We start from the raw sequence: 21303 nt of genomic DNA, 5'->3' as shown, positions 1-21303 counted from the left end.
GTCGGCGCGCCTCAGGACACCTGGACGATCGGCAGTCGGTAGGCGGCCGGCGCGGACTCGGGGACGACCGGGTTCTTCGGCATCACCGGCTCGAGGCGGCGGTAGGCGCGGCCGAGCGGGGGCCGCTCGTCGCGCTCGCCGCGGTTGGGCCACAGCGCCACCGCCCGCTCGGCCTGCGCGGTGATCGTGAGCGACGGGTTCACGCCCAGGTTCGCGCTGATCGCCGAGCCGTCGATGACGTGGAGTCCCTCGTGGCCGTAGAGGCGCTGGTACGGGTCGATCACGCCGGTCTCGGGCGAGTCTCCGATCGCGCAGCCGCCCAGGAAGTGCGCCGTCATCGGGATGCCGATGGGCTCGGTGACGATGCCGCCGGCGACGCCGTCCATGTAGTCGGCCATCTCCGACACCGCGCGGTGCGCCTCCGGGATGTAGGTGGGGTTCGGCTCCCCCGACCCCTGCTTCGTGGTCATCTTGCGACCACCGAACAGCCGGCGCTTCGTGTAGGTGGTGATCGAGTTGTCGCGGGCCTGCATCACCAGGGCGATCACGGTGCGCTCGGACCAGTGGAACGCGTCGTAGAGCTTGGGCAGCCGCGGCGCGATCTTGACGATGTTCTTGAGCACCGTGAACACGCTCGGCTTGCCGTTCCCGCTGCCGTCGGTGGACAGCACCATCTGCACGAACATCATCACGTTGGAGCCCTTGCCGTAGCGGACGGGCTCGATGTGGGTCGTGTCGTTCGGGTGGATGGAGGACGTGATCGCGACGCCACGGGTGTAGTCGACGTCGCGGTGCATCGCCACCGACCCCATGAGGGCCTCGGAATTGGTGCGGGTGAGCAGCCCGAGCCGGTCGGAGATGTTCGGCAGGCTGCCCGAGTCGCGCAGCTGGTGCAGCAGCCGCTGGGTGCCCAGCGAGGCGGCGGCGAAGATGACCTGCTCGGCGCGGATGACCGGCTGCTTGCCGCGCCACTTCCTCGTCGAGCGCGTGTGCACCTCGTAGCCGCCACCCGCCGGGCGGACGTCGACCACGGTGGTGAGGTCGCGGACCTCGGCTCCGGCCTGCTCGGCGAGGTACAGGTAGTTCTTCACGAGGGTGTTCTTCGCGTTGTGGCGGCAGCCCGACATGCACTCACCGCAGTTGATGCAGGTGCGGCGGGCCGGACCGACGCCGCCGAAGTAGGGGTCGCCCACGTCGCGTCCCTCGTCGTCACCGAACAGCACGCCGACGGGCGCGAAGTGGAAGCTGTCTCCGTAGCCCAGGCGCTCCGCGGTGTTCTTCACGACCGTGTCGGCCGGGCTCATCTGCGTGACCGGGTTGACGCCGAGCATGCGCTTCGCCTGGTCGTAGTAGGGCGCGAGCTCGCTCTTCCAGTCGGTGATGTGGCTCCAGGCCGGATCCTTGTAGAACGGGTCGAGCGGCTCGTAGAGGGTGTTGGCGTAGACCAGCGACCCGCCGCCGACGCCCGCGCCGGCCAGCACGAGGGAGTTGCGCAGCAGGTTGATCCGCTGGATGCCGTAGCACCCCAGCTTCGGCGCCCACAGGTACTCGCGCAGGTGCCAGGAGTTCTTGGCGAACTCGTGGTCGGCGAAGCGTCGGCCCGCCTCCACGACGAGGACCTTGTAGCCCTTCTCGGTCAGCCGCAGCGCCGAGACGCTGCCGCCGAACCCCGATCCCACGATGACGACGTCGTAGTCGAACTCACTCATGCTCGTCTTCCTCTCAGGCCCGGCGGGTGAAGCGACGCAGGCCGATGAGGCCCATGGTCAGGAGGGCACCGAAGGTGCGCTTGGACAGGAACGACGGGCCCCCCACGGGGATCCCCCGCTGGACGCCGATCGACTGGGTCTCGGTGAAGCGCAGCAGGCCCTCGGCGCCCTGGCGGCGGCCGGTGCCCGACTCCTTCATCCCGCCCATGGGCGCCCCGATGCTGCCGAAGGTGGCGGCGAAGCCCTCGTTGACGTTGACCGTGCCGGCCTTGATCCGGGTGGCGACCTTGCGGGCCCGGCGCGCCGGACCCCAGACGCTGGCGTTCAGTCCGTAGGGGGTGTCGTTCGCCGCCTGCACGGCCTCGCCGATGCTGCGGTACCGGTGGAGCGAGACGAGCGGGCCGAAGGTCTCCTCGGCGAAGCACAGCGCCGACTCGGGCACGTCCTCCAGCACGGTGGGCTCGTGGAACCACGGCGCGATGTCAGGGCGGGCGTGACCGCCCGAGACGAGGATCGCCCCGTGGTCGAGCGCGTCGGCGACGTGCTTCTGCGTGGTGGCCAGCTGCGACGGCGAGACGAGGGTGCCCATCTCGACCTCCCAGTCGGCGTTCGCGCCGGAGGCCAGGTGGGAGAGGCGCTCGGCCAGCCCGTCGCGGTAGCGGTCGTAGATCGAGTCGTGCACGTAGACGCGCTCGATGGAGACGCACAGCTGACCCGCCGAGCTGAACGCCGCGGTCACCGTGCCCTCGACGGCCTTCTCGACGTCGGCGCCGGGCAGGACGATCATCGGGTTCTTTCCGCCCAGCTCGAGCGAGCAGCCGATGAGGCGCTGCGAGCACTGCGCGGCGATCCGCTTGCCGGTGGCCGTGGAGCCCGTGAAGCAGATGTAGTCGGCGTGGTCGATGATCACCGAGCCGATGACCGAGCCGGCCCCGCTGACGACCTGCCAGAGGTCCTTGGGGAAGCCGGCGCGGTGCATGAGCTCGATGATCGCCAGGGCCGTGAGGGGCGACTGGCTGTCGGGCTTGTGCACCACCGCGTTGCCCGCGGCGACCGCGGCGAGGCCGTCGACGAGCGCCATCGAGAGCGGGTAGTTCCACGGCGTGATCAGCCCGACGACGCCCTTCGGCTGATGGTGCTCGCGGACACCCGTGATGACCGGGTAGACCCCGTTGCGCCGGTGCGGGCCGAGGATCCGCGACAGCCTGCGCCCGTAGTAGCGGCCGGTCAGGGCCGTGTGCAGCACCTCGTCGAACGCGTGGGAGCGGGCCTTGCCCGACTCCAGCTGGATCAGGTCGAGCAGCTCGCCCTGGTGCTTCAGCACGAGGTCGTGGAGGCGCAGCAGCGCCTTCTTGCGGCGGCGCAGCGGCGTGCGCGCCCAGTCGAGCTGGGCCACGCGGGCCGCGGCGAAGGCGTCGAGCACGTCCTGGTCGGTGGAGACCGGGACGGTGGCGACGTCGGCGCCGTCCAGCGGCGAGACGGTCGTGCGGGTCTCCGTGCCCGTGGCCCGGATCAGGGCGGTGAGCTCGGCGATGCGCGCGGGCGCGACTGTGATCTGGGCGACATCAGGCATGAAGAGGACGATACCCCGGAACGGCCTGATGTGACACCGCGTCTGTCACATCATGTCAACGACGGTTACACCACGCCGGTGCCGCCGAGGCGCTTGGCGAAGCACACCGACTCCGGCACCTGGTCGTACGGCGGGTAGACCTCGATGGGCTCGTAGCCCGACCGCGCGTAGAGGGCGATCGCGGCGCGCTGTCGCTCCCCCGTGTGCAGCACGACACGGTCGGTGATCTCGGCGGCGCGCGCCTCGATCGCGGCCAGCAGGCGCGCCGCGATGCCCGTGCCGCGGGTGGACGGCAGGAGGTACATCCGCTTGATCTCGACGAGGTCGCGCAGCCGGCGCAGGCTCACGGTGCCCACGGGCTCGTCGCCGTCGAGGACGAGCAGGCAGGCCAGCACCGAGTCGGGGTCGATCCCCTCGGCGCCCGTGCCGTGGCGGGTTTCGCCGTAGAGCTCGGCCATCTCCGTCGCCATGCGGCTGCGCAGCGCAGCGGCCCGCGGGTCGAGGAAGTCGACCTCGACGATCTCCGCAGTCACCGCCGGACCACCGGACCGGGGTCGCGGACGTCGGCCAGCATCGTGTGGGTGGCGCGGGTCGCCTTCAGCAGCGGCCGGTCGAGTGTGGCCACGGCGAGCCCCTCGACCTCACTGACCTCGGCGAGGACGCGTCCCTCGGGGTCGTACACGGCGCTGCCGCCGTCGAACTCCGCACCGGCCACCGAGCCGCTGAGTCCGCTGACCACCACGAACATCCCGTTCTCGACCGCACGGGCCCGGTAGTAGACCTCGCGGCGATGGGCACTGCCGGCGAAGTAGGCCACCGAGGCTGCGTAGACCTCGGCGCCGGCGAGCGCCACGGCGCGGGCGTGCTCGGGGAAGCAGCCGTCGTAGCAGATCGAGAGGCCCACGGCCCAGCCCTTCACGTCGACGACGACGCTGTGGGCGCCGGCCACGACGTGGTCGCCCTCGTCACCGCAGGGGTTCTGCTTGTCGTAGATCCGCCGGCCCGCCGGGTCGTCGCCCAGGCCGAACGCCAGCGTGGAGATCGTGAAGCCGTCGGGGCCGTCGAGGCAGGCGCCGACGAGCGCCACCGTGCCGGCCGCCGCGGCCGCGTCGGCGATCGGCTGGAGCCGCGGGTCGTTCTCCCCCACCACGATCGGGGGCATCCGGTAGCCGCCCAGGAAGAGCTCGGGCATCACCAGCAGGTCGGCGCGCGCCGTTTCGATCGCCCGGACCACCGTGGCGATGTCGGCCTCGACGTCGCCGGCCGAGGTGTACTGGCCGGCTGCGACGCGCAGCGTCACCCGAGGACGACCTCGATGCGCTGGAACTCCTTGAGGTCGGTGTAGCCGGTGGTGGCCATCGCGCGGCGCAGCGCCCCGACGAGGTTCATCGTGCCGTCGGGCACGTGCGACGGGCCGAACAGCACCTGCTCGAGCGAGCCGACCGTGCCGATCTCCACGCGCTCGCCGCGCGGCAGGTCGTCGTGCCAGGCCTCGGCACCCCAGTGGAAGCCCTGGCCCGGCGCATCGGTGGCGCGCGCGAACGGCGAGCCGATCATGACGGCGTCGGCACCGCAGGCGAACGCCTTGGCGAGGTCACCGCTGCGGCCGATCGAGCCGTCGGCGATGACGTGCACGTAGCGACCGCCGGACTCGTCGAGGTAGTCGCGGCGTGCCGCGGCGACGTCGGAGACGGCGGAGGCCATCGGCACCGCGACGCCCAGCACGCTGCGCGTGGTGTGGGTGGCGCCGCCGCCGAAGCCGACCAGCACGCCCGCGGCGCCCGTGCGCATCAGGTGCAGCGCGGCCTGGTGCGTGGCGCAGCCGCCCACGATCACCGGCACGTCGAGCTCGTAGATGAACTCCTTGAGGTTCAGCGGCTCGGCGTTGCCCGAGACGTGCTCGGCCGAGACCGTCGTGCCGCGGATGACGAACAGGTCGACGCCGGCCTTCACGACCGCGTCGGCGAACTGCTTGGTGTGGCCCGGCGACAGGGAGCCGGCGACCGTGACGCCGGCGTCGCGGATCTCCTGCAGGCGGGCGGTGATCAGCTCGGCCTTGATCGGCTCGCTGTAGATCTGCTGCAGGCGCCGGGTGACCTGCGCGGGCTCGATCCGGGCGATCTCCTCCAGCTGCGGCCGGGGATCCTCGTACCGGGTCCACAGGCCCTCGAGGTTGAGCACGCCGAGGCCGCCGAACTTGCCGAGCGCGATCGCGGTCTCGGGGCTCATCACCGAGTCCATCGGCGCGGCGATCACCGGCAGGTCGAAGCGGTAGGCGTCGATCTGCCAGTGCGTCGACACCTCCTGCGGGTCGCGCGTGCGACGGCTGGGCACGATGGCGATGTCGTCGAAGTGGTAACCCTGCCGGCCTCGCTTGGCCAGTCCGATGTCGATGCTCACCCGCCCAGCCTATCGGGCGCCGATCGCGTCAGAGGATCGTGTAGTTCGGCGCCTCGACGGTCATCTGGATGTCGTGCGGGTGGCTCTCCTTGAGCCCCGCCGACGTGATGCGCACGAAGCGTCCGCGCTCACGCAGCTCGGGGATCGACCGCGAGCCCACGTAGAACATCGACTGGTGCAGGCCGCCGACCAGCTGGTGCGCGACCGAGGAGAGCGGACCCCGGTAGGCGACCCTGCCCTCGATGCCCTCGGGGACGATCTTCTCGTCGTTCGTGACGTCGGCCTGGAAGTAGCGGTCCTTGGAGTAGGACTTCTTGCCGCGGGAGGCCATCGCGCCCACCGAGCCCATGCCGCGGTAGGTCTTGTACTGCTTGCCCGCGACGAAGATCAGCTCGCCGGGGCTCTCCTCGCAGCCGGCCAGCAGCGAGCCCACCATGACGCTCTCGGCGCCGGCGACGAGCGCCTTGGCGATGTCGCCGGAGTACTGCAGGCCACCGTCGGCGATCACGGGGATGCCCGCGGGCTCGGCCGCCAGCGATGCCTCGTAGACCGCGGAGATCTGGGGCACGCCGACACCCGCGACGACGCGCGTGGTGCAGATGGAGCCCGGCCCGACGCCGACCTTCACCGCGTCGACGCCCGCGTCGACCAGCGCCTGGGCGCCCTCACGCGTGGCCACGTTGCCACCGATGATCTGCACGCCGTCGAACGCGGAGTCGGCCTTGAGCTTGCGCACCATGTCGAGCAGGGCGCGGGCGTGACCGTGGGCCGTGTCGACCACGAGGACGTCGACACCGGCCTCCATGAGTCGGGTGGCGCGCTCGTAGGAGTCGCCAAAGAAGCCGACGGCCGCACCGACGAGCAGGCGGCCCTCGGCGTCCTTGCTGGCCATCGGGAACTGCTCGGACTTCACGAAGTCCTTGACGGTGATGAGGCCGGCGAGCTTGCCCTGGTCGTCGACGATCGGCAGGCGCTCGCGCTTGTGCTGGCGCAGCAGGGCGGAGGCGTCCTCGCGGCTGATGCCGACCGGGCCGGTGATGAGCGGCATGTGGGTCATGACGTCGTGGACGAGCGTGGTGGCCCACTCGGCGACGGGCGTGAAGCGCAGGTCGCGGTTGGTGACGATGCCCAGCAGCGTGTTGTCCTCGTCGACGACCGGGAGGCCGGAGACGCGGTACTCGCCGCAGCGCTCGTCGAGTTCCTCGAGCGTGGCCTTCGGGCCGATCGTGACGGGGTTGGGGATCATGCCCGTCTGCGTGCGCTTCACGAGGTCGACCTGGTAGGCCTGGTCGTCGATCGAGAGGTTGCGGTGCAGGATGCCGATGCCACCCTCGCGCGCCATCGCGATGGCCATGCGCGACTCGGTGACGGTGTCCATCGCGCTGGACAGCAGCGGGATCCGCAGCGAGATCTCGCGCGTCAGCCGGGTCGTGGTGTCGACCTCACTGGGGATGACGTCGGTCTCGCCGGGAAGCAGCAGGACGTCGTCGTACGTGAGGCCGAGGGAGGAGAACTTGTCGGGGATGCCCACCATGGGCCGAGTCTACCCGCGCGCGACCGCGCTCCCACACGCGCGGGATGTGATCTGAGCCGTCAGTGCAGGCTCGTGGCGGGACTGACCCGGAGCATCTCGTCGACCGACTCGAACTTCACGCGCGGGCGACCCTCCCGGTGTCCCCGCGTCTCCTCGGCCTTCTCGATCGCGAGCATCCGGCGGCGGCCGACGACGCGGTCGACCCGGGTGCGCACGAACGGCCCGAACGTGAGCCTGCGCTTCGGTGCCGGCGCGATGAGTCCGGCGTTCGCGTCGGCAACCATCGTGGCGATCGTCTCGTGGGCGCACGTGCGGTTGGTGCCGATGCCTCCGGTGGCGCCGCGCTTGATCCAGCCGACGACGTAGGTGCCGGGGACCGCCTCGCCCGTGGCCGGGTCGACCACGCGACCGTGCTCGTTGGGCACGGTGGCGGTGGCCTCGTCGAAGGGCAGGCCGGCGACGGGAGTGCCGCGGTGACCCGTGGCACGGATCAGGGTGCCGCACGGGACCTTCTCGGCCTGCTCGGGCACTCCGGACGGGGCCACCTGCACGGCCTCGACCCGCTCGTCGCCCTCCACCGAGACGACCTGACGGCCGAAGGAGAACACCAGCCGGCGGCGGTCGCCGGGCGGTGCGGTGAGGTCGACGTCGACCAGCGGCAGTGCCGCCAGCACGGCGGCGTTCGACTCGGGCTCGGGCTCGGCCAGCTCGGCCTCGGTGAACTCGTCACGTGCCACGACCACGTCGATGCCCGGGGGCATCATCAGCAGCTCGGGACGGGTGAACGCCGCGGCCGAGGGACCCCGGCGACCGAGCAGGACGACCTCGCGTACGTCGAGACCGCGGAAGGCGGCGACGGCGTGATCGGGCATGTCGGTGCGGGCCAGCACCTCGGGGTCGTGCAGCAGCAGGCGGGCGAGGTCGAGGGCCACGTTGCCGTTGCCCACCACGACCACGCGGTCGCCGGACAGCACGACGCCGTCGGGAGCCACGTCGAGCGCGCCGTTGTACCAGCCGACCACCTCGGGCGCCGGGTACACGCCGGGCAGGTCCTCCCCCGGCACCCCCAGCTCGCGGTCGCGGCGGGCGCCGACGCCGTAGATCACGACGTCGTGGTGCTGCAGCACCTCCGCGTGGGAGATGTCTCGGCCCACCTCGACGTTCATCACCATCTTCGTGCGGGGGTGGCGGTAGGCCCAGTGGAAGAGGTCGGCGAACTTCTTCGTGTCCGTGTGGTCGGGCGCCACCCCGCCGCGCACCAGGCCGCCCGGCACGGGCAGCTTGTCGATCATCGTGATCTTCGCATCGGTGGACAGGAGCAGCTGTCGCGCCGTGTACGCGGCCGCCGGGCCGGTGCCCACGATCGCGATCGACAGCGAGCGCTCGAGGTCGCCGCCCATCTCGTCCCACGTGTGGGTCTTGGGCTTCTCCCGCGGCGGGCGCCGCTCGAAGAACTCGGCGTTGAGGTCGGCGAACACCGCCTCGGCACCGCGCAGCAGGTCGATCGCCTTGGGCGCCGCCACGGGGCACGCGTCGGCGCAGGCCCCGCAGTCGATGCAGGCCTTCGGGTCGACGTAGAGGATGTCGGTGGTGCCGAAGTCGGGCTCGTCGGGAGTGGGGTGGATGCAGTCCACGGGGCAGACCGAGACGCACGAGGCGTCCTTGCAGCAGGACTGGGTGATCGCGTAGGCCACGGCGGGTGCTTTCGGGTTCGAGGGTCGGCCGGGCCGGGTCAGAGCATGTGGACGGTGCGGTACATCCGCATCGCGGCCGGGGTGAGCAGGCCGACCTCGGACAGGAAGTCCATGAGGTGCACGCAGCTCATCCGCATGAGGTTCTGGTGGTGGGTGTTGGCCTTCACGGCCGCCTTGGCCACCTCGGGGTCCAGACCCACGTTGGCATAGACGTCGTCGTTGACCAGGGAGTCCACGATGATCGCCGCGACGACCGAGATGACGAAGGCCGCGAGGTGACGCCGAGGCTTGGAGACCCCCTCGAGGTACTCCTTGACCTCCATGCGCGCGAACTTCATGTGGCGCGCCTCCTCGACCACGTGGATCTTGCTCGTGGTGCGCACCTCCTCGAGCACGTTCTCGCCGCGCATCCAGTCGCGCTGCATGACGTCGAGGACCTCTTCGGCGACGAGGATCGACGCGTAGGACTGCTCGCCGTTGGCGGTACTGCGGAAGACGCGGGCGAGCTCGTGGAAGAGCCGGCGCGGGCGGTAGTGCGGGACGCCCATCTTGCTGCACGTCTTGCTGAACATGAGCGAGTGCCGGCACTCGTCGGCGATCTCGGTGAGGGCGAAGCGGAACTCCGGGTCGCCGTAGTCGGCGGAGTACTGCGAGCGCAGCACCATCGACTGCAGCATCGTCTCGAACCAGATGCCCGTGCTCATGATGGAGCCGACCTCGTGGCGCGTGAGGTCGATCCGCTGCTGCTCGGTCATGGAGTCCCACAGCGGCGTGCCGTAGAGCGTGGACCACTCGGGGTTGAGGCCGTACTTGGTGGGGTCGAGGGGCTTGGCCCAGTCGATCTCCTGGTCGGGGTCGTACGACAGGACGGCGGCGGACTCCAGCAGTCGCTCCAGCTCGGTGTCCATGTCGATGGACTGGCGGAACTCGACGGCGGCGCGATCGTCGGTGACGGTCATGCGATCTCCTCGGTCAGCGGTATGTGACATTGTGAATGTAACATAGGTTGTGAGTCGCGTCACGATGTTTTTCGGCCGCGGTTCGCGAGTGCGCCAAAACCGCCCACGGTGGCTCGCGCGCGCCTGGCGGCACCACCGTATTGGGCTGCACCGCCTGCCCATTGGGCCCATGCTGTTGTGCATGCCCAAACGCACACCGACGGCCCACACCGCCGAGGTCGCCAGCGCCTTCGCCTCCTGGTTGCGCCAACGGCGCGAGGGCGCGGGCATGACGCAGGAGGACCTCGCGCACCGCGCGGGCCTGAGCCGCAACCAGGTGCAGAACCTGGAGAACAACCGCAACAACAACGCCACCGGACGGTCGTCGGCCAACCCGAGCCTGGACACCCTGCTGGCCCTCGAGGCGGCCTTTGGGCTGTCGCTGGGCGACCTGCTGGTCGAGGTCCGCGAGTTCATGGACTCCGCCGGGCGCTGACCCTCCTGCGGTCGCCGGCCAGCCCGGCGGCCCGTTCGACGTCGGCGACGATCCGGTCGAACACGTCGGCCGCGTGGTGCAGGGCCGCCGCGAAGGCCCGGCCCTCGCCCGCGGACGCGGCGTAGGCCTCGGCGCCGTAGGCCAGCTCGATCCGGTCGCCGGGCAGGGTCCCGTGCAGGATCGCCACCCAGGCTCCCCCGGGCACCGGGAACACGCGTGCGTGCTGTTCGTCCTCAGCCGTCTCGCCGGAGCGGTGGTCGGTGCACCACCACGGGCAGGTGGTCGATGGCGTCGTCATGGGGCAGTCCTATCAACGGGTGCGGACACCGGGTCGACCCCTAGGTTATTGGGCCCGGCGCGCCTTGTCGTCCCCGTGTCTCACCCGCGCGTCGCGGCGTCGCCGGACACGACGAAGGCCCCGGGCGGGTGCCCGGGGCCTTCGTGCGTGACGAGATCGTCAGCAGGGACCGATCAGTGGTTGTGACCAGCGTGATCGTCGGCCTCGTCGGCCGGCTTGTCCACCACGAGGGTCTCGGTGGTGAGCAGCATGGCCGCGATCGAGGCGGCGTTGGCGAGCGCCGAACGCGTGACCTTGACCGGGTCGAGGATGCCCTGCGCGAGCAGGTCGCCGTACTCGTTCGAGGCCGCGTTGTAGCCCTCACCGGACTCGCGGACCTTGGCCACCACGACCTCGCCGGAGACGCCGCCGTTGCGGGCGATCCACTCCAGCGGGGCGTCGGCGCCCTTGCGGACGATGCGCACGCCGAGGGCCTCGTCGCCGGACAGGTTCAGGTCCTGGTCCAGCACGCCGACCGCGTGGACCAGCGCCGAGCCACCGCCGGGGACGATGCCCTCCTCGATGGCCGCGCGGGTCGCCGAGACGGCGTCCTCGATGCGGTGCTTCTTCTCCTTGAGCTCGACCTCGGTGGCCGCGCCGACGCGGATGACGCAGACGCCACCGGCCAGCTTGGCCAGCCGCTCCTGCAGCTTCTCGCGGTCCCACTCGGAGTCGGTCTGCTCGAACTCGGCCTTGATCTGGGCCACGCGGCCCTCGACCTCGGCCTGGTCGCCGCCACCGTCGATGATCGTCGTGTCGTCCTTCGTGATGACGACGCGACGCGCGGTGCCGAGCACCTCGAGGCCGACCTGGTCCAGCTTGAGGCCGACGTCGGGGGTGACGACCGTCGCGCCCGTGAGGGTCGCGATGTCCTGCAGCATCGCCTTGCGGCGATCGCCGAAGGCCGGCGCCTTGACCGCGACGGACGTGAACGTGCCGCGGATCTTGTTCACCACGATCGTGGACAGGGCCTCGCCCTCGATGTCCTCGGCGATGATGAACAGGCTCTTGCCCGACTGGACGACCTTCTCCAGCAGCGGCAGGAGGTCGGACACGGCCGAGATCTTGCCCTGGTTGACGAGGATGTAGGGATCGTCGAGGACGGCCTCCATGCGCTCGGTGTCGGTGACCATGTACGGCGACAGGTAGCCCTTGTCGAACTGCATGCCCTCGGTGAACTCGAGGTCGGTGCCCATGGTGTTGGACTCCTCGACCGTGATGACACCGTCCTTGCCGACCTTGTCGAACGCCTCGGCGATGAGCTCGCCGATGACCGAGTCACGGCTGGAGACCGTGGCGACGGCCGACATGTCCTTGACCGAGTCGACGGCGCGGGCGCGCGAGTGCAGCTCGTTCGTGACCGCCTCGACGGCAGCCTCGATGCCCTTCTTCAGGCCGACCGGGTTGGCGCCGGCCGCGACCGCGCGCAGGCCCTCGTGGACCATGGCCTGGGCCAGCACCGTGGCGGTCGTCGTGCCGTCACCGGCGACGTCGTTCGTCTTGGTGGCGACTTCCTTGGCCAGCTGGGCGCCGAGGTTCTCGAACGGGTCGTCCAGCTCGATCTCACGCGCGACGGACACGCCGTCGTTCGTGATGGTGGGGGCGCCCCACTTCTTGTCCAGGACGACGTAACGGCCCTTGGGGCCGAGGGTGACCTTGACGGTGTCGGCGAGCTTGTCGACACCGCGTTCGAGGGCGCGGCGTGCGTCCTCGTCGAATTCCAGAATCTTGGGCACGAGTGCTCCCTAACGGTTGGCTGGGTGGACTCAGGCGATGACGGCGAGGACGTCGCGGGCGTTGAGGATGAGGAACTCCTCGCCGCCGTGCTTGACCTCGGTGCCGCCGTACTTGCTGAAGAGCACCTTGTCGCCGACGGCCACGTCGACGGGGATGCGCTCGCCGCTGTCGCTGACGCGACCGGGGCCGACGGCCACGACCTCGCCCTCCTGCGGCTTCTCCTTGGCGGTGTCGGGGATGACGAGACCCGACGCGGTGGTCTGCTCGGCCTCTCCGGCCTTGATGACGATGCGATCTTCGAGCGGCTTGATGGTGACCGACACTGGTCGACCTCCCCTTTCGGATGAGTAACGTTCGGTTGGCACTCACTCGGTGGGAGTGCCAGAAGTCAGCCTAGCACCGGCTGGCACTCGACCAAACGGAGTGCCAGAGCGGAGGGCGGGACGGCGCCCGGTGGCAGACTCTGGCGCGTGGATGCGCACACCTTCGCCGAGCTCACGGCCCCCGCGGGGCAGGCTCTGCTGGCCGAGGTGGCCCGCGGCGCGGGGAGCGAGTCCGACCTCGCACTGGGCACGCGACTGCGACGCGACCACCCCGCCGAGCTCGTCGCGGCGGCGGTCACCCAGCACCACCTGCGGCGGCGCGCGGTCACGAAGTTCGGGGCCGACGCCGAGCTCCTCTACTTCACCCCCGACGCCCTCGAGCAGTCCACGCGGGCCCCGGTCGCGGCGCACCGAGCGAGCCGGCTGGCAGCGCTCGGCGCCACGCGCCTGGTCGACCTCGGCTGCGGCATCGGCGGCGACCTGATCGCCGCCGCCCGGGCGGGCCTCGAGGTGCGCGGCGTCGAGCTCGACCCCGTGCGCGCCGCGATCGCGCGAGCCAACCTCGCCGCCCTCGGCCTCGCCGGGACGGTCGAGGTCGGTGACGCCACGACGACTCCGATCGGCGCCGACGAGGTCGCCTTCGTCGACCCTGCGCGCCGCGACGGCGCCGGCCGCACCTTCCGTCTCGACGCGCTCGTGCCCTCGTGGGACTTCGCCATAGGCCTGCTCGAGGGCCGCGCCGTGGCCAAGGTGATGCCGGGCATCGCCCACGACGCCGTCCCGCCGGGCGTGCAGGCCGAGTGGGTCTCGCACGGCGGCGACCTCGTCGAGGCGAGCCTCTGGGGGGCCGGTTTCGGCCAGGACCCGGCCCGTCGCGCCACCGTGCTGCCGCGCGGCGCCACGCTCGTGGGTCGCGGCGCCCGGGCCCACGTCGGGGACGCCCTGTCGCACCTCGTCGAGCCGGACGACGCCGTGATCCGGGCGGGCCTCGTGGCCGAGCTCGCCGAGGACCTCGGCGGCCACCTCCTCGACCCCCGCATCGCCTGGATCACCACGGACTCCCCCGCGGCCACGCCGCTCGGCCGGGCGTTCCGGGTGGTCGAGGAGCTGCCCTTCCGGGAGAAGCAGCTCCGCGCCGCCCTGCGCGAGCGCGACATCGGGACCCTCACGATCAAGAAGCGCGGCGTCGACGTCGTACCCGAACGGCTCGTCGCTCGCCTCAAGCTCACCGGGACCCGCACCGCGACGGTCGTGCTGACCCGCGTGGCCGACGAGGCGCGCGCCTTCCTGGTGGAACGGGAGCGCTGAGCGTGACGTTCGCGGGGTCGACACGCCGGTGCGGACCCCCGGAACGTCACCGCCAGCGATGACCTGGCGCGCGGTAGCGTCGGTCCATGGCCGGCCGCGTGGACCTCAACGTCGATCTCGGCGAGTCGCCCGAGCGGTGGGCGTCCGGCGAGGACGAGCGCCTGCTCCCCCTCGTGACCAGTGCGAACGTCTGCTGCGGCGCGTACGCCGGCGACGACGACCTGATCCGCGCGACGTGCGAGGCCGCGGTCGAGCACGGCGTCGCGATCGGGGCGCAGGTGGGCTACCGCGACCGCGAGGGATTCGGCCGCCGGTTCGTGGACCTGCCGCCCCGTGACCTCGTGGACGAGGTCCGGCGCCAGCTCGACCACCTGCGCGAGCTCGCGGACCGCGTCGGCGGCCTGGTCACCTACCTCAAGCCGCACGGTGCGCTCTACCACCGCATCGGCCACGATCCCCACCAGGCGGAGGCCGTCGTCGAGGCGCTGCTGGCCGACGGGACGCCGCTGCCCCTCGTGGGCATGCCCGGGTCGGTCGCGCTCGAGATGGCGCAGGACTCCGGGATCCGTGTCGTGCTCGAGGGCTTCGCCGACCGCGCGTACACCTCCGAGGGTGGCCTCGTGCCCCGCGACCAGCCGGGTGCCGTGCTGACCGATCCGGCCGAGGCCGCCGCCCAGGCCCTCGAGCTGGTGGGATCGGTGGACTCGCTGTGCGTGCACGGCGACAGCCCGGGCGCCGAGCGCCTGCTGCGCCACGTGCGCGGCGTCCTCGTGGAGCACCGCGTCGAGATCGAGCCCTTCCACTGAGATGAGGATCCTGCCCTGCGGCGATCGCGCCGTGCTGCTCGACTGCGCGGACGCCGACGAGGCCCGTCGCTGGCATGCCGCGCTGCGCGATCGCGGAGCGACGCTCGGTGCGACCACCGTGCTGCTGCGCGGGCGGCCCGAGGAGCTGCGCTCGCTGGTGGGCGCGACCACCCCTGCAGACCTGGCCGCAACCGCCGGGGCCGAGGTGGAGATCCCGGTCGTGTACGACGGACCTGACCTCGAGGCCGTGGCGCGACACTGCGGACTCGACCCGGACGAGGTCGTGCGCCTCCACGGGGCGACGCCGTGGACGGTGGCGTTCGCCGGCTTCGCGCCCGGCTTCGCCTACCTGTCCGGGGGCGATCCCCGCCTCGAGGTCCCGCGGCTCGACCGTCCGCGGCCACGCGTGGAGCCGGGCTCGGTCGGACTCGCCGGCCGGTTCAGCGGCGTCTACCCCCGCGCCTCCCCCGGCGGCTGGCGGCTCATCGGCCGTACCGACGCGCCGCTCTGGGACCTCGATCGCGACGACCCTGCACTACTGCACCCGGGTGACACCGTCCGGTTCGTCGAGGTGACGCGATGACCCTGCGCGTGCTGGAGGCAGGCGCCCTGAGCCTGGTGCAGGACCTCGGGCGTCCCGGGCTGGGCGATCTTGGCGTAGGGCCGTCGGGCGCGTTCGACCGCCGCGCCCTGCGCACCGCGAACCACCTCGTCGGCAATCCGGGCGACGCGGCCGTCGTGGAGGCGCTCGGCGGCGGTCTCGCGCTGGTGGCGACCCTGCCGCACGTCGTGGCCGTCACGGGGGCGGCGGGGCCGCTGACCGTCGACGGCCGGCCGGTCGACTCCGGCCGCCCGCTCGCGCTGCGGCGTGGCGACGTGCTGCGACTCGGGGCGCCGGTCGCCGGGCTGCGCTGGACGGTCGCCGTCGCGGGCGGGATCGCGGTGCCCCCGGTCCTGGGCAGCCGCTCCCGCGACACGCTCGCCTCCCTCGGCCCCGATGCCCTGGCGGCCGGCGACGAGCTCGCGGTGGGTCCTCCCGTCGGACCGGTCTCGCTCGAAGGACTGCCGCCCCTGCTGCCCACGGGCGAGGTGGCGGTCCGGGTCGTGCTGGGCCCGCGCGACGACTGGTTCACCCCGGCGGCCGTCGCGACGCTGCTCTCGACCGGCTGGGGCGTCGACCCCGTCTCGGACCGCATCGGCGTCAGGCTGGAGGGGCCCGCGCTCGACCGGGCACGCGAGGGTGAGCTGGAGAGCGAGCCCGTGGTGCGCGGCAGCATCCAGGTGACGACCTCGGGTCGTCCGGTGGTGCTGGGTCCGGACCATCCCGTCACCGGCGGCTACCCCGTGATCGCCGTGGTCCTCGACGCCGACACCGACGTGCTCGCCCAGCTGCGGCCCGGCGACACGCTGCGGTTCCGCCGCCACCGCGCCTGACGCGGGATCGCCCGCTCCGACCCACCTCCGACCCACCAACGCCGAGTGGCGCAAACCGGGGTCGCGAGTGTCGGGGGCGGGGCTGGGTCAGGCGGCGACGATGCGCGTGACGGGCAGGCTGGAGTCGACGGCGAGGTCGAGCGACGACGGAGCGATGCCGCGGCGGACGACCTCGGCGCCGAGCGCCGCGACCATCGCGCCGTTGTCGGTGCACAGCGAGATCTGCGGGATGCGGACCTCGACGCCGGCCTTCTCGGCGCGCTCGAGGACGAAGTGGCGCAGGCGGCCGTTCGCGGCCACGCCCCCGCCCAGGATCAGCCGGGGGACGTCGTGCTCGAGGCACGCCTTGATCGCCTTGCGGCTCAGCACGTCGCAGACCGCGTCCTGGAACGAGGCCGCGACGTCGGCCACGGCGACCGGGCGCTGCATCCGCTGCTCGTGCTGCACGTGGCGGGCCACCGCGCTCTTGAGCCCGGAGAAGGAGAAGTCCCAGCGGTACCGCTCGAGGTCGCGCCCCGTGGTCAGTCCGCGCGGGAAGGCGATCGCGGTGGGGTCGCCGTCGCGCGCCACCTTGTCGATCTCCGGGCCGCCGGGGTACGGCAGGCCCAGCAGCCGGGCGACCTTGTCGAACGCCTCGCCGGCGGCATCGTCGATGGTGCCGCCGAGCAGCGTGATGTCGGTGGCGATGTCGTTGACGAGCAGCAGCTCGGTGTGACCGCCGCTGACCAGCAGCGCGATCGAGGGCTCGGTGTACCGGCCGTGCTCCAGCTGGTCGACCGCGACGTGCGCCGCCAGGTGGTTGACCCCGTAGAGCGGCTTGTCGTGGGCCAGGGCGAGGGCCTTCGCCGCGGCGACCCCGACGAGCAGGGCGCCGGTGAGGCCCGGACCGCTCGTCACCGCGATCGCGTCGACGTCACGCACGTCGACGCCGGCCTGCTCGTAGGCCTGCTCGAGCGTGGGAACCATCGCCTCCAGGTGCGCCCGGCTGGCGACCTCGGGCACGACGCCGCCGAAGCGCACGTGCTCCTCGACGCTGGACGCGACCGCGTGCGCCAGCAGGGTGGTGCCTCGCACGATGCCGACACCGGTCTCGTCGCAGGAGGACTCGATCCCCAGCACCAGCGGTTCGCTCACCGGTCCATTGTGCCGTGGGGCAGGAAGCACCGTGCCGTCGGTGCGCAGGCTCAGCCCCGCTCGGCGCGCCTGGCGTCGCGGGCCGCCTTCTCCTCGAGGTCGAGGCGGCGGGCCTCCTCGGGCGTGGGAGCGGTGCCGCCGTAGCGGGCCGGGGCCCACCACTGGCCCTCGGGCGAGACGGGGTACTCGTGGATCGCCTTGTCGAGCAGGGCCGTCAGCGAGTCGTGCAGCAGCGCCGTCTCGGCGACCGGGTCCTCCCCCGTCACCGGGATCGGCTCACCGACGTGGAGCGCGATCGTCTTGCCGCGGCCCCACAGGTCGGCCTCGTGGTCCTTCGTCTTGAGCAGCTGCGTGCCCCAGACGACCATCGGGACGAGCGGCACACCGCCCTCGGCGGCGGCGCGCACGGCACCGGTCTTGATCTCCTTGACCTCCATCGACCGGCTGATCGTGGCCTCGGGGAAGATCCCGACGATCTCGCCGCGGCGGGCGTAGTCGGCGGCCTCGTGCAGCGACGCCTCGCCCTGGGCCCGGTCGACCGGGATGTGGTGCATCGAGCGCATGATCGGTCCGGAGACCTTGTGCTCGAACGCCTCCTTCTTCGCCATGAAGCGCACGAGCCGGCCGGCGGGCTGGGCGGCGAGTCCGTTGAAGATGAAGTCGACGTAGCTGACGTGGTTGGAGGCCAGGATGGCCCCACCCTCACGCGGGATGTGCTCGGTGCCGGACGTCTGGAAGCTGATGCCCAGCACCCGGAACAGCGTCTTGGCCGTGCCGATGATGGGCGGGTACGTCACGTCGCGCATGCGTGAACCCTAGTGCACGCGCGTTCACCGATGAGGCTTCTCGTCACTCGTCCTCGACGACGTGGACCGCGGCCTCCTCGGCACTCGCACCGGCACCGTCGATGCCGACATCGTCGCCGACGAGCTCGGACACGTGGTCGACGCCGTTGCCGCCTTCGGGATCGACGAGGCGGCCCGAGCGACGACCACCGACCTCACCGTCGTCGAGGTCCTCCTCGCTCCACTCGGAGTCGGGGTCGACGTCAGGCTCCTCCTGCGAGAGGCGCTGCTCGAACGACTCGCCCTGGATCTGCTCGTCGACCGTCGTGCCGAATCCCTCGCCGGCCGACCAGCGCTCGGGAGCGGTCAGCCCCTCGTCGAGCGGGTCATGGGTCTCGCGACCGAGCAGCGTGTCCTGGTCCTGGTCCTGGCTCAGGTACTGGGAAGGGGCCGGGGGCTGGTTGCGCGGATCAGTCATGCCTCCACCTTGCCACGCACCCGGAGCAGGCGCCGGTCGTGCGGATCAGTCCGGGCCGGGCTCGCGCGCGGGGTCGGCCTGGCTGGCCGAGCGCTTCAGCAGGACCGCCACGACGACCACGACCATCAGCACGAAGAGCCAGGCGAGACGCTCGGATCCGCCCGTGAAGACGGCCAGGAACGCACTCATCCCGATGGTCGACCAGATGGTCGCCCAGATCACCGCGCCCGGCACGAGACCGGTCAGGTAGCGCGGGAACGACATGCGCGCGAGGCCCGCGCCCAGGTTCACCGCGGTCTGCGCACCGACCGTGAAGAAGCTCACGGTGACGGCCGGAGGACCCCACCGGTCGACCTGTCGCATGGCGGCCCGGACGCGCGGACCGGGCTCGCGCTCACGCAGCAGGCCGGCGGCGATCGCGCGCCCGATCCCGTAGGTGGCGCCGGCCCGCAGCAGCACGATGACGAAGAACGTCAGCCACGCCCAGAACCACGGCCACGCGCGGATGGAGTCGAGCAGCTCGGTCATGCCAAGCCCAGCTCCATGAGCACGGCGTCCGAGCCCGAGCGGTAGTAGCCGCGGCGGCGGCCGGTCTCGCGGTACCCGGCACGGCGGTAGAGCGCGAGCGCAGCCTCGTTGTCGTCGGCGACCTCGAGCAGGAGCCGCTCGGCGCCGCGAGCGCGGGCCGCGTCCTGCACGGCCTCGAGCAGCTCCGAGCCCACACCCTGGCGCCGCGACCCCAGACCCACGGCGATGCGCATCAGCTCGGCGTCGGGGGCGAACATCCGCAGCGAGGCGTAGCCGCGGACGCCGAACTCGTCGACGAGCGCCAGGACGATCCGGTCGCCCACGAGCTCGTCGCGGACCTGGCCGGACGACCACGCGTCGCGGCCGAAGCTCGCGTTCTCGATCGACTCCAGCGTGTCGAGGTCACGCAGGCCCGCGGACCGGATCATGCCAGCTTGGGCGCGACCTGGGGCATCGCGTCGGGTCGGCGCAGGTACAGCGGCTCGAGCGGGAGCTCGGCGGCCCTCCCGGCGGCGACGAGGCCGGCCAGGGCGGCGGCGGACGGGTCGAGCGGCGCGCCCGCGACCGCCGTGAGCCGGTCGGCGTACAGCACTCCCCCGCGGCCCACCACCGGCAGTCCGAGCGCGGCGACGGTGTCGGGGTAGTCAACGTCGGGGCCGGTGACGCGCGACCCGTCGGCGCGGAAGCGGCCCCAGTAGACCTCCTTGCGACGCGCGTCCGTGGCCACGACGAAGTCGGTGTCGAGCAGGCCCGCGGCCTCGGCGGCGAGGATGTCCAGCGAGCACACGCCGTGCATGGCCAGGCCGAGGGTCTGGCCCAGCGTGAGTGCCGTGACGACACCGACACGCAGCCCGGTGAACGGGCCCGGACCGACGCCGACCGCGACGTCGGTGAGGTCGGAGGGAGTGACTCCCGCCCGCGCGAGCGCCGTGCGGATCGCGGGCGCCAGCAGCTCGCCGTGAGCCATGGCGCCCTCCCCCGTCGCCTCGGCGACGACGGACGAGCCGTCGTGGAGGGCGACGGAGATCGCCGGGGTGGCGGTGTCGAACGCGAGCAGCAGCACGGGCCCAGCCTAGTTGCGGGGCATCGCAGGGTCCGAACGCGCTCGGCGTGCCGGGCTCAGCCGAGCAGGGCGGTGCGCAGCGGGACCTCGAGCCAGCGCCGGCCGTGGGGCCGGATCGAGACCACGCGCATCTCGTCCGACGGGATGCCGCAGGCCGTGCCGAGCGGATCGCCCGGACTGGCCGCGCGGGTCTCGATCGAAATCGACAGCCAGCTGTCGGACAGCTGCTCGGCCATCCCCTCGCCCCATTCCACGACCGTCACGGACTCGTCCGTCGTGGCGTCGAGGTCGATGTCGTCGATCTCGGCCGCGTCGCCGAGGCGGTAGGCGTCCACGTGCACGAGCGGCGGGCCGCCCACCTCGCTGGGGTGGGTGCGCGCGATCACGAAGGTCGGGGACGTCACGGGCCCGCGGACGCCGAGCGCCTCGCCGAGGCCCTGCGTGAACGTGGTCTTGCCGGCACCGAGACCACCCGTCAGCACGAGCAGGTCACCGGGGCGCAGCAGCCCGGCGACGCGTGCGGCGAGGTCGCGCATCGTGTCGGCGTCAGGCACCTCGCGCGCCAGCCACAGGGTCTTGCCCATCTCGATCGTGGGACCGTCCTGGCGCACCGGCAGGTACAGCCGGTGGTTCCAGAACCGGTAGTTGGCCGGAAGCTCCTCGCGCACGGTCAGCCAGATGCCGTCCATGCCCTGCTCCTCGGCCACGTCCTCGGCGACGCCGACCATGACGGACGCGACGCCGCGGTCGCGGCCGAGCGGGTCGACGCTGACGCGCTTCAAACCCAGCATCCCCGGACGGGAGCGGTCGAACAGGATCGCGCCCATCGGGTGGCCGCGTCGGGTGGCCAGCAGGCCGCCGTCGCGCTCGAGCGAGGCGGCCACCGTCTCGACGGTCTCGTCGCCGGCCGTGGCGGGCGGGTCGAGGGGCGGGCGCGCGGCGAAGGCACGGTGGATGACTCCGACGACCTCGGCCGCGCGGTCCGGCCCGACCAGCGTGACGTCGAGCTCACTGCTCATGCCGCCA

23 protein-coding genes are annotated in these 21303 nt (G+C 72.0%); 5 read left to right on the top strand and 18 right to left on the bottom strand.

Features of this window, described 5'->3' with window-relative positions:
• Nucleotides 1-11: 11 nt before the first annotated feature.
• From H1W00_RS06325 to H1W00_RS06290, 8 genes are all read right to left on the bottom strand, one after another.
• Entirely contained in the window at nucleotides 12-1709 is a 1698-nt protein-coding gene (locus H1W00_RS06325; RefSeq protein ID WP_181754653.1) for a GMC family oxidoreductase, read from the bottom strand.
• 13 nt (nucleotides 1710-1722) lie between these two features.
• The gene (locus H1W00_RS06320) at nucleotides 1723-3282 is read right to left on the bottom strand and encodes a succinic semialdehyde dehydrogenase (RefSeq protein ID WP_181754651.1); all 1560 of its coding nucleotides are present in this window, start codon (nucleotides 3280-3282) and stop codon (nucleotides 1723-1725) included.
• A gap of 65 nt (nucleotides 3283-3347) precedes the next feature.
• Nucleotides 3348-3815, bottom strand: a complete 468-nt coding sequence (locus tag H1W00_RS06315; RefSeq protein WP_181754649.1) for a GNAT family N-acetyltransferase — start codon at nucleotides 3813-3815, stop codon at nucleotides 3348-3350.
• The gene (locus H1W00_RS06310) at nucleotides 3812-4582 is read right to left on the bottom strand and encodes a nitrilase-related carbon-nitrogen hydrolase (RefSeq protein ID WP_181754647.1); all 771 of its coding nucleotides are present in this window, start codon (nucleotides 4580-4582) and stop codon (nucleotides 3812-3814) included. Before H1W00_RS06310 ends, H1W00_RS06315 begins: the two co-directional genes overlap by 4 nt.
• Complete coding sequence (locus H1W00_RS06305) at nucleotides 4579-5676, bottom strand: GuaB3 family IMP dehydrogenase-related protein (RefSeq protein ID WP_286929763.1); 1098 nt, start codon at nucleotides 5674-5676, stop codon at nucleotides 4579-4581. Before H1W00_RS06305 ends, H1W00_RS06310 begins: the two co-directional genes overlap by 4 nt.
• 34 nt (nucleotides 5677-5710) lie before the next feature.
• On the bottom strand, nucleotides 5711-7216 hold the full coding sequence (gene guaB, locus H1W00_RS06300) for an IMP dehydrogenase (RefSeq protein WP_181754643.1): 1506 nt from the start codon (nucleotides 7214-7216) through the stop codon (nucleotides 5711-5713).
• A 59-nt stretch (nucleotides 7217-7275) separates the two neighbouring features.
• The gene (locus tag H1W00_RS06295; protein WP_181754641.1) at nucleotides 7276-8910 is read right to left on the bottom strand and encodes a 4Fe-4S binding protein; all 1635 of its coding nucleotides are present in this window, start codon (nucleotides 8908-8910) and stop codon (nucleotides 7276-7278) included.
• Between the two features lie 38 nt (nucleotides 8911-8948).
• Nucleotides 8949-9869 (bottom strand): AurF N-oxygenase family protein, encoded by a 921-nt coding sequence (locus H1W00_RS06290; protein WP_181754640.1) that lies wholly within the window; start codon nucleotides 9867-9869, stop codon nucleotides 8949-8951.
• Nucleotides 9870-10050: 181 nt separating this feature from the next.
• Here H1W00_RS06290 and H1W00_RS06285 point away from each other — a divergent pair, with 181 nt between their 5' ends.
• A complete protein-coding gene (locus H1W00_RS06285; RefSeq protein ID WP_206679976.1) occupies nucleotides 10051-10344 on the top strand; it encodes a helix-turn-helix transcriptional regulator in 294 nt (97 codons plus the stop codon).
• On the opposite strand, the gene H1W00_RS06280 is transcribed toward H1W00_RS06285, so the two are convergent.
• The 3 genes from H1W00_RS06280 to groES all read right to left on the bottom strand — a co-directional run bounded on the left by H1W00_RS06280 (nucleotide 10322) and on the right by groES (nucleotide 12741).
• The gene (locus tag H1W00_RS06280) at nucleotides 10322-10642 is read right to left on the bottom strand and encodes a hypothetical protein (protein ID WP_181754638.1); all 321 of its coding nucleotides are present in this window, start codon (nucleotides 10640-10642) and stop codon (nucleotides 10322-10324) included. The two genes, H1W00_RS06285 and H1W00_RS06280, sit on opposite strands and share 23 nt — an antisense overlap.
• Nucleotides 10643-10815: 173 nt before the next feature.
• Complete coding sequence (groL, locus tag H1W00_RS06275) at nucleotides 10816-12417, bottom strand: chaperonin GroEL (RefSeq protein WP_181754637.1); 1602 nt, start codon at nucleotides 12415-12417, stop codon at nucleotides 10816-10818.
• A 30-nt stretch (nucleotides 12418-12447) separates the two neighbouring features.
• Nucleotides 12448-12741 (bottom strand): co-chaperone GroES, encoded by a 294-nt coding sequence (groES, locus tag H1W00_RS06270; RefSeq protein WP_078698994.1) that lies wholly within the window; start codon nucleotides 12739-12741, stop codon nucleotides 12448-12450.
• Between the two features lie 147 nt (nucleotides 12742-12888).
• On the opposite strand from groES, the gene H1W00_RS17015 reads away from it, so the two are divergent.
• The 4 genes from H1W00_RS17015 to H1W00_RS06250 all read left to right on the top strand — a co-directional run bounded on the left by H1W00_RS17015 (nucleotide 12889) and on the right by H1W00_RS06250 (nucleotide 16289).
• A complete protein-coding gene (locus H1W00_RS17015; protein ID WP_181754636.1) occupies nucleotides 12889-14049 on the top strand; it encodes a THUMP-like domain-containing protein in 1161 nt (386 codons plus the stop codon).
• Between the two features lie 86 nt (nucleotides 14050-14135).
• Nucleotides 14136-14855 carry a LamB/YcsF family protein gene (locus tag H1W00_RS06260; protein WP_181754635.1) on the top strand — a complete coding sequence of 240 codons (720 nt, stop codon included), beginning with the start codon at nucleotides 14136-14138 and terminating at the stop codon, nucleotides 14853-14855.
• 1 nt (nucleotide 14856) lies between these two features.
• A complete protein-coding gene (locus tag H1W00_RS06255; protein WP_181754634.1) occupies nucleotides 14857-15438 on the top strand; it encodes a 5-oxoprolinase subunit B family protein in 582 nt (193 codons plus the stop codon).
• Nucleotides 15435-16289 carry a 5-oxoprolinase subunit C family protein gene (locus H1W00_RS06250; protein ID WP_181754632.1) on the top strand — a complete coding sequence of 285 codons (855 nt, stop codon included), beginning with the start codon at nucleotides 15435-15437 and terminating at the stop codon, nucleotides 16287-16289. The genes H1W00_RS06255 and H1W00_RS06250 overlap by 4 nt, the downstream gene beginning before the upstream one ends.
• An 87-nt stretch (nucleotides 16290-16376) precedes the next feature.
• On the opposite strand, the gene tsaD is transcribed toward H1W00_RS06250, so the two are convergent.
• Genes tsaD through tsaE form a run of 7 tightly spaced genes read right to left on the bottom strand, consistent with a single transcriptional unit; the run spans nucleotide 16377 to nucleotide 21296 of the window.
• Nucleotides 16377-17423: a tRNA (adenosine(37)-N6)-threonylcarbamoyltransferase complex transferase subunit TsaD gene (gene tsaD, locus H1W00_RS06245; protein ID WP_338072842.1), complete on the bottom strand. Its 1047-nt coding sequence runs from the start codon at nucleotides 17421-17423 to the stop codon at nucleotides 16377-16379.
• 50 nt (nucleotides 17424-17473) lie between these two features.
• The gene (locus tag H1W00_RS06240) at nucleotides 17474-18229 is read right to left on the bottom strand and encodes a lysophospholipid acyltransferase family protein (RefSeq protein WP_181754631.1); all 756 of its coding nucleotides are present in this window, start codon (nucleotides 18227-18229) and stop codon (nucleotides 17474-17476) included.
• 43 nt (nucleotides 18230-18272) lie between these two features.
• Nucleotides 18273-18686, bottom strand: coding sequence for a DUF5709 domain-containing protein (locus H1W00_RS06235; protein ID WP_181754629.1), 414 nt, complete (start codon nucleotides 18684-18686; stop codon nucleotides 18273-18275).
• Between the two features lie 45 nt (nucleotides 18687-18731).
• Nucleotides 18732-19214: a DedA family protein gene (locus tag H1W00_RS06230; RefSeq protein WP_181754627.1), complete on the bottom strand. Its 483-nt coding sequence runs from the start codon at nucleotides 19212-19214 to the stop codon at nucleotides 18732-18734.
• Nucleotides 19211-19642, bottom strand: coding sequence for a ribosomal protein S18-alanine N-acetyltransferase (gene rimI / locus H1W00_RS06225; protein ID WP_181754625.1), 432 nt, complete (start codon nucleotides 19640-19642; stop codon nucleotides 19211-19213). Before rimI ends, H1W00_RS06230 begins: the two co-directional genes overlap by 4 nt.
• Nucleotides 19639-20277 (bottom strand): tRNA (adenosine(37)-N6)-threonylcarbamoyltransferase complex dimerization subunit type 1 TsaB, encoded by a 639-nt coding sequence (gene tsaB, locus H1W00_RS06220; RefSeq protein WP_181754623.1) that lies wholly within the window; start codon nucleotides 20275-20277, stop codon nucleotides 19639-19641. Before tsaB ends, rimI begins: the two co-directional genes overlap by 4 nt.
• Nucleotides 20278-20333: 56 nt before the next feature.
• Complete coding sequence (gene tsaE / locus H1W00_RS06215) at nucleotides 20334-21296, bottom strand: tRNA (adenosine(37)-N6)-threonylcarbamoyltransferase complex ATPase subunit type 1 TsaE (protein WP_181754622.1); 963 nt, start codon at nucleotides 21294-21296, stop codon at nucleotides 20334-20336.
• Nucleotides 21297-21303 lie beyond the last annotated feature (7 nt).

The organism is Aeromicrobium phoceense (assembly GCF_013868155.1).
Lineage (GTDB): Bacteria > Actinomycetota > Actinomycetes > Propionibacteriales > Nocardioidaceae > Aeromicrobium > Aeromicrobium phoceense.
The sequence above is the reverse complement of the archived record's forward strand: the minus strand, read 5'-3'. Positions and strand labels throughout refer to the sequence as shown.

Coding starts and splice junctions, on each gene's coding strand:
- H1W00_RS06290 (WP_181754640.1), bottom strand. CDS start 9,869: ATGACCGTCACCGACGATCGCGCCGCCGTCGAGTTCCGCCAGTCCATC.
- H1W00_RS06230 (WP_181754627.1), bottom strand. CDS start 19,214: ATGACCGAGCTGCTCGACTCCATCCGCGCGTGGCCGTGGTTCTGGGCG.
- H1W00_RS06325 (WP_181754653.1), bottom strand. CDS start 1,709: ATGAGTGAGTTCGACTACGACGTCGTCATCGTGGGATCGGGGTTCGGC.
- guaB (WP_181754643.1), bottom strand. CDS start 7,216: ATGGTGGGCATCCCCGACAAGTTCTCCTCCCTCGGCCTCACGTACGAC.
- H1W00_RS06285 (WP_206679976.1), top strand. CDS start 10,051: ATGCCCAAACGCACACCGACGGCCCACACCGCCGAGGTCGCCAGCGCC.
- H1W00_RS06250 (WP_181754632.1), top strand. CDS start 15,435: ATGACCCTGCGCGTGCTGGAGGCAGGCGCCCTGAGCCTGGTGCAGGAC.
- H1W00_RS06260 (WP_181754635.1), top strand. CDS start 14,136: ATGGCCGGCCGCGTGGACCTCAACGTCGATCTCGGCGAGTCGCCCGAG.
- tsaE (WP_181754622.1), bottom strand. CDS start 21,296: ATGAGCAGTGAGCTCGACGTCACGCTGGTCGGGCCGGACCGCGCGGCC.
- rimI (WP_181754625.1), bottom strand. CDS start 19,642: ATGATCCGGTCCGCGGGCCTGCGTGACCTCGACACGCTGGAGTCGATC.
- H1W00_RS06320 (WP_181754651.1), bottom strand. CDS start 3,282: ATGCCTGATGTCGCCCAGATCACAGTCGCGCCCGCGCGCATCGCCGAG.
- H1W00_RS06255 (WP_181754634.1), top strand. CDS start 14,857: ATGAGGATCCTGCCCTGCGGCGATCGCGCCGTGCTGCTCGACTGCGCG.
- H1W00_RS06240 (WP_181754631.1), bottom strand. CDS start 18,229: ATGCGCGACGTGACGTACCCGCCCATCATCGGCACGGCCAAGACGCTG.
- H1W00_RS06235 (WP_181754629.1), bottom strand. CDS start 18,686: ATGACTGATCCGCGCAACCAGCCCCCGGCCCCTTCCCAGTACCTGAGC.
- H1W00_RS06280 (WP_181754638.1), bottom strand. CDS start 10,642: ATGACGACGCCATCGACCACCTGCCCGTGGTGGTGCACCGACCACCGC.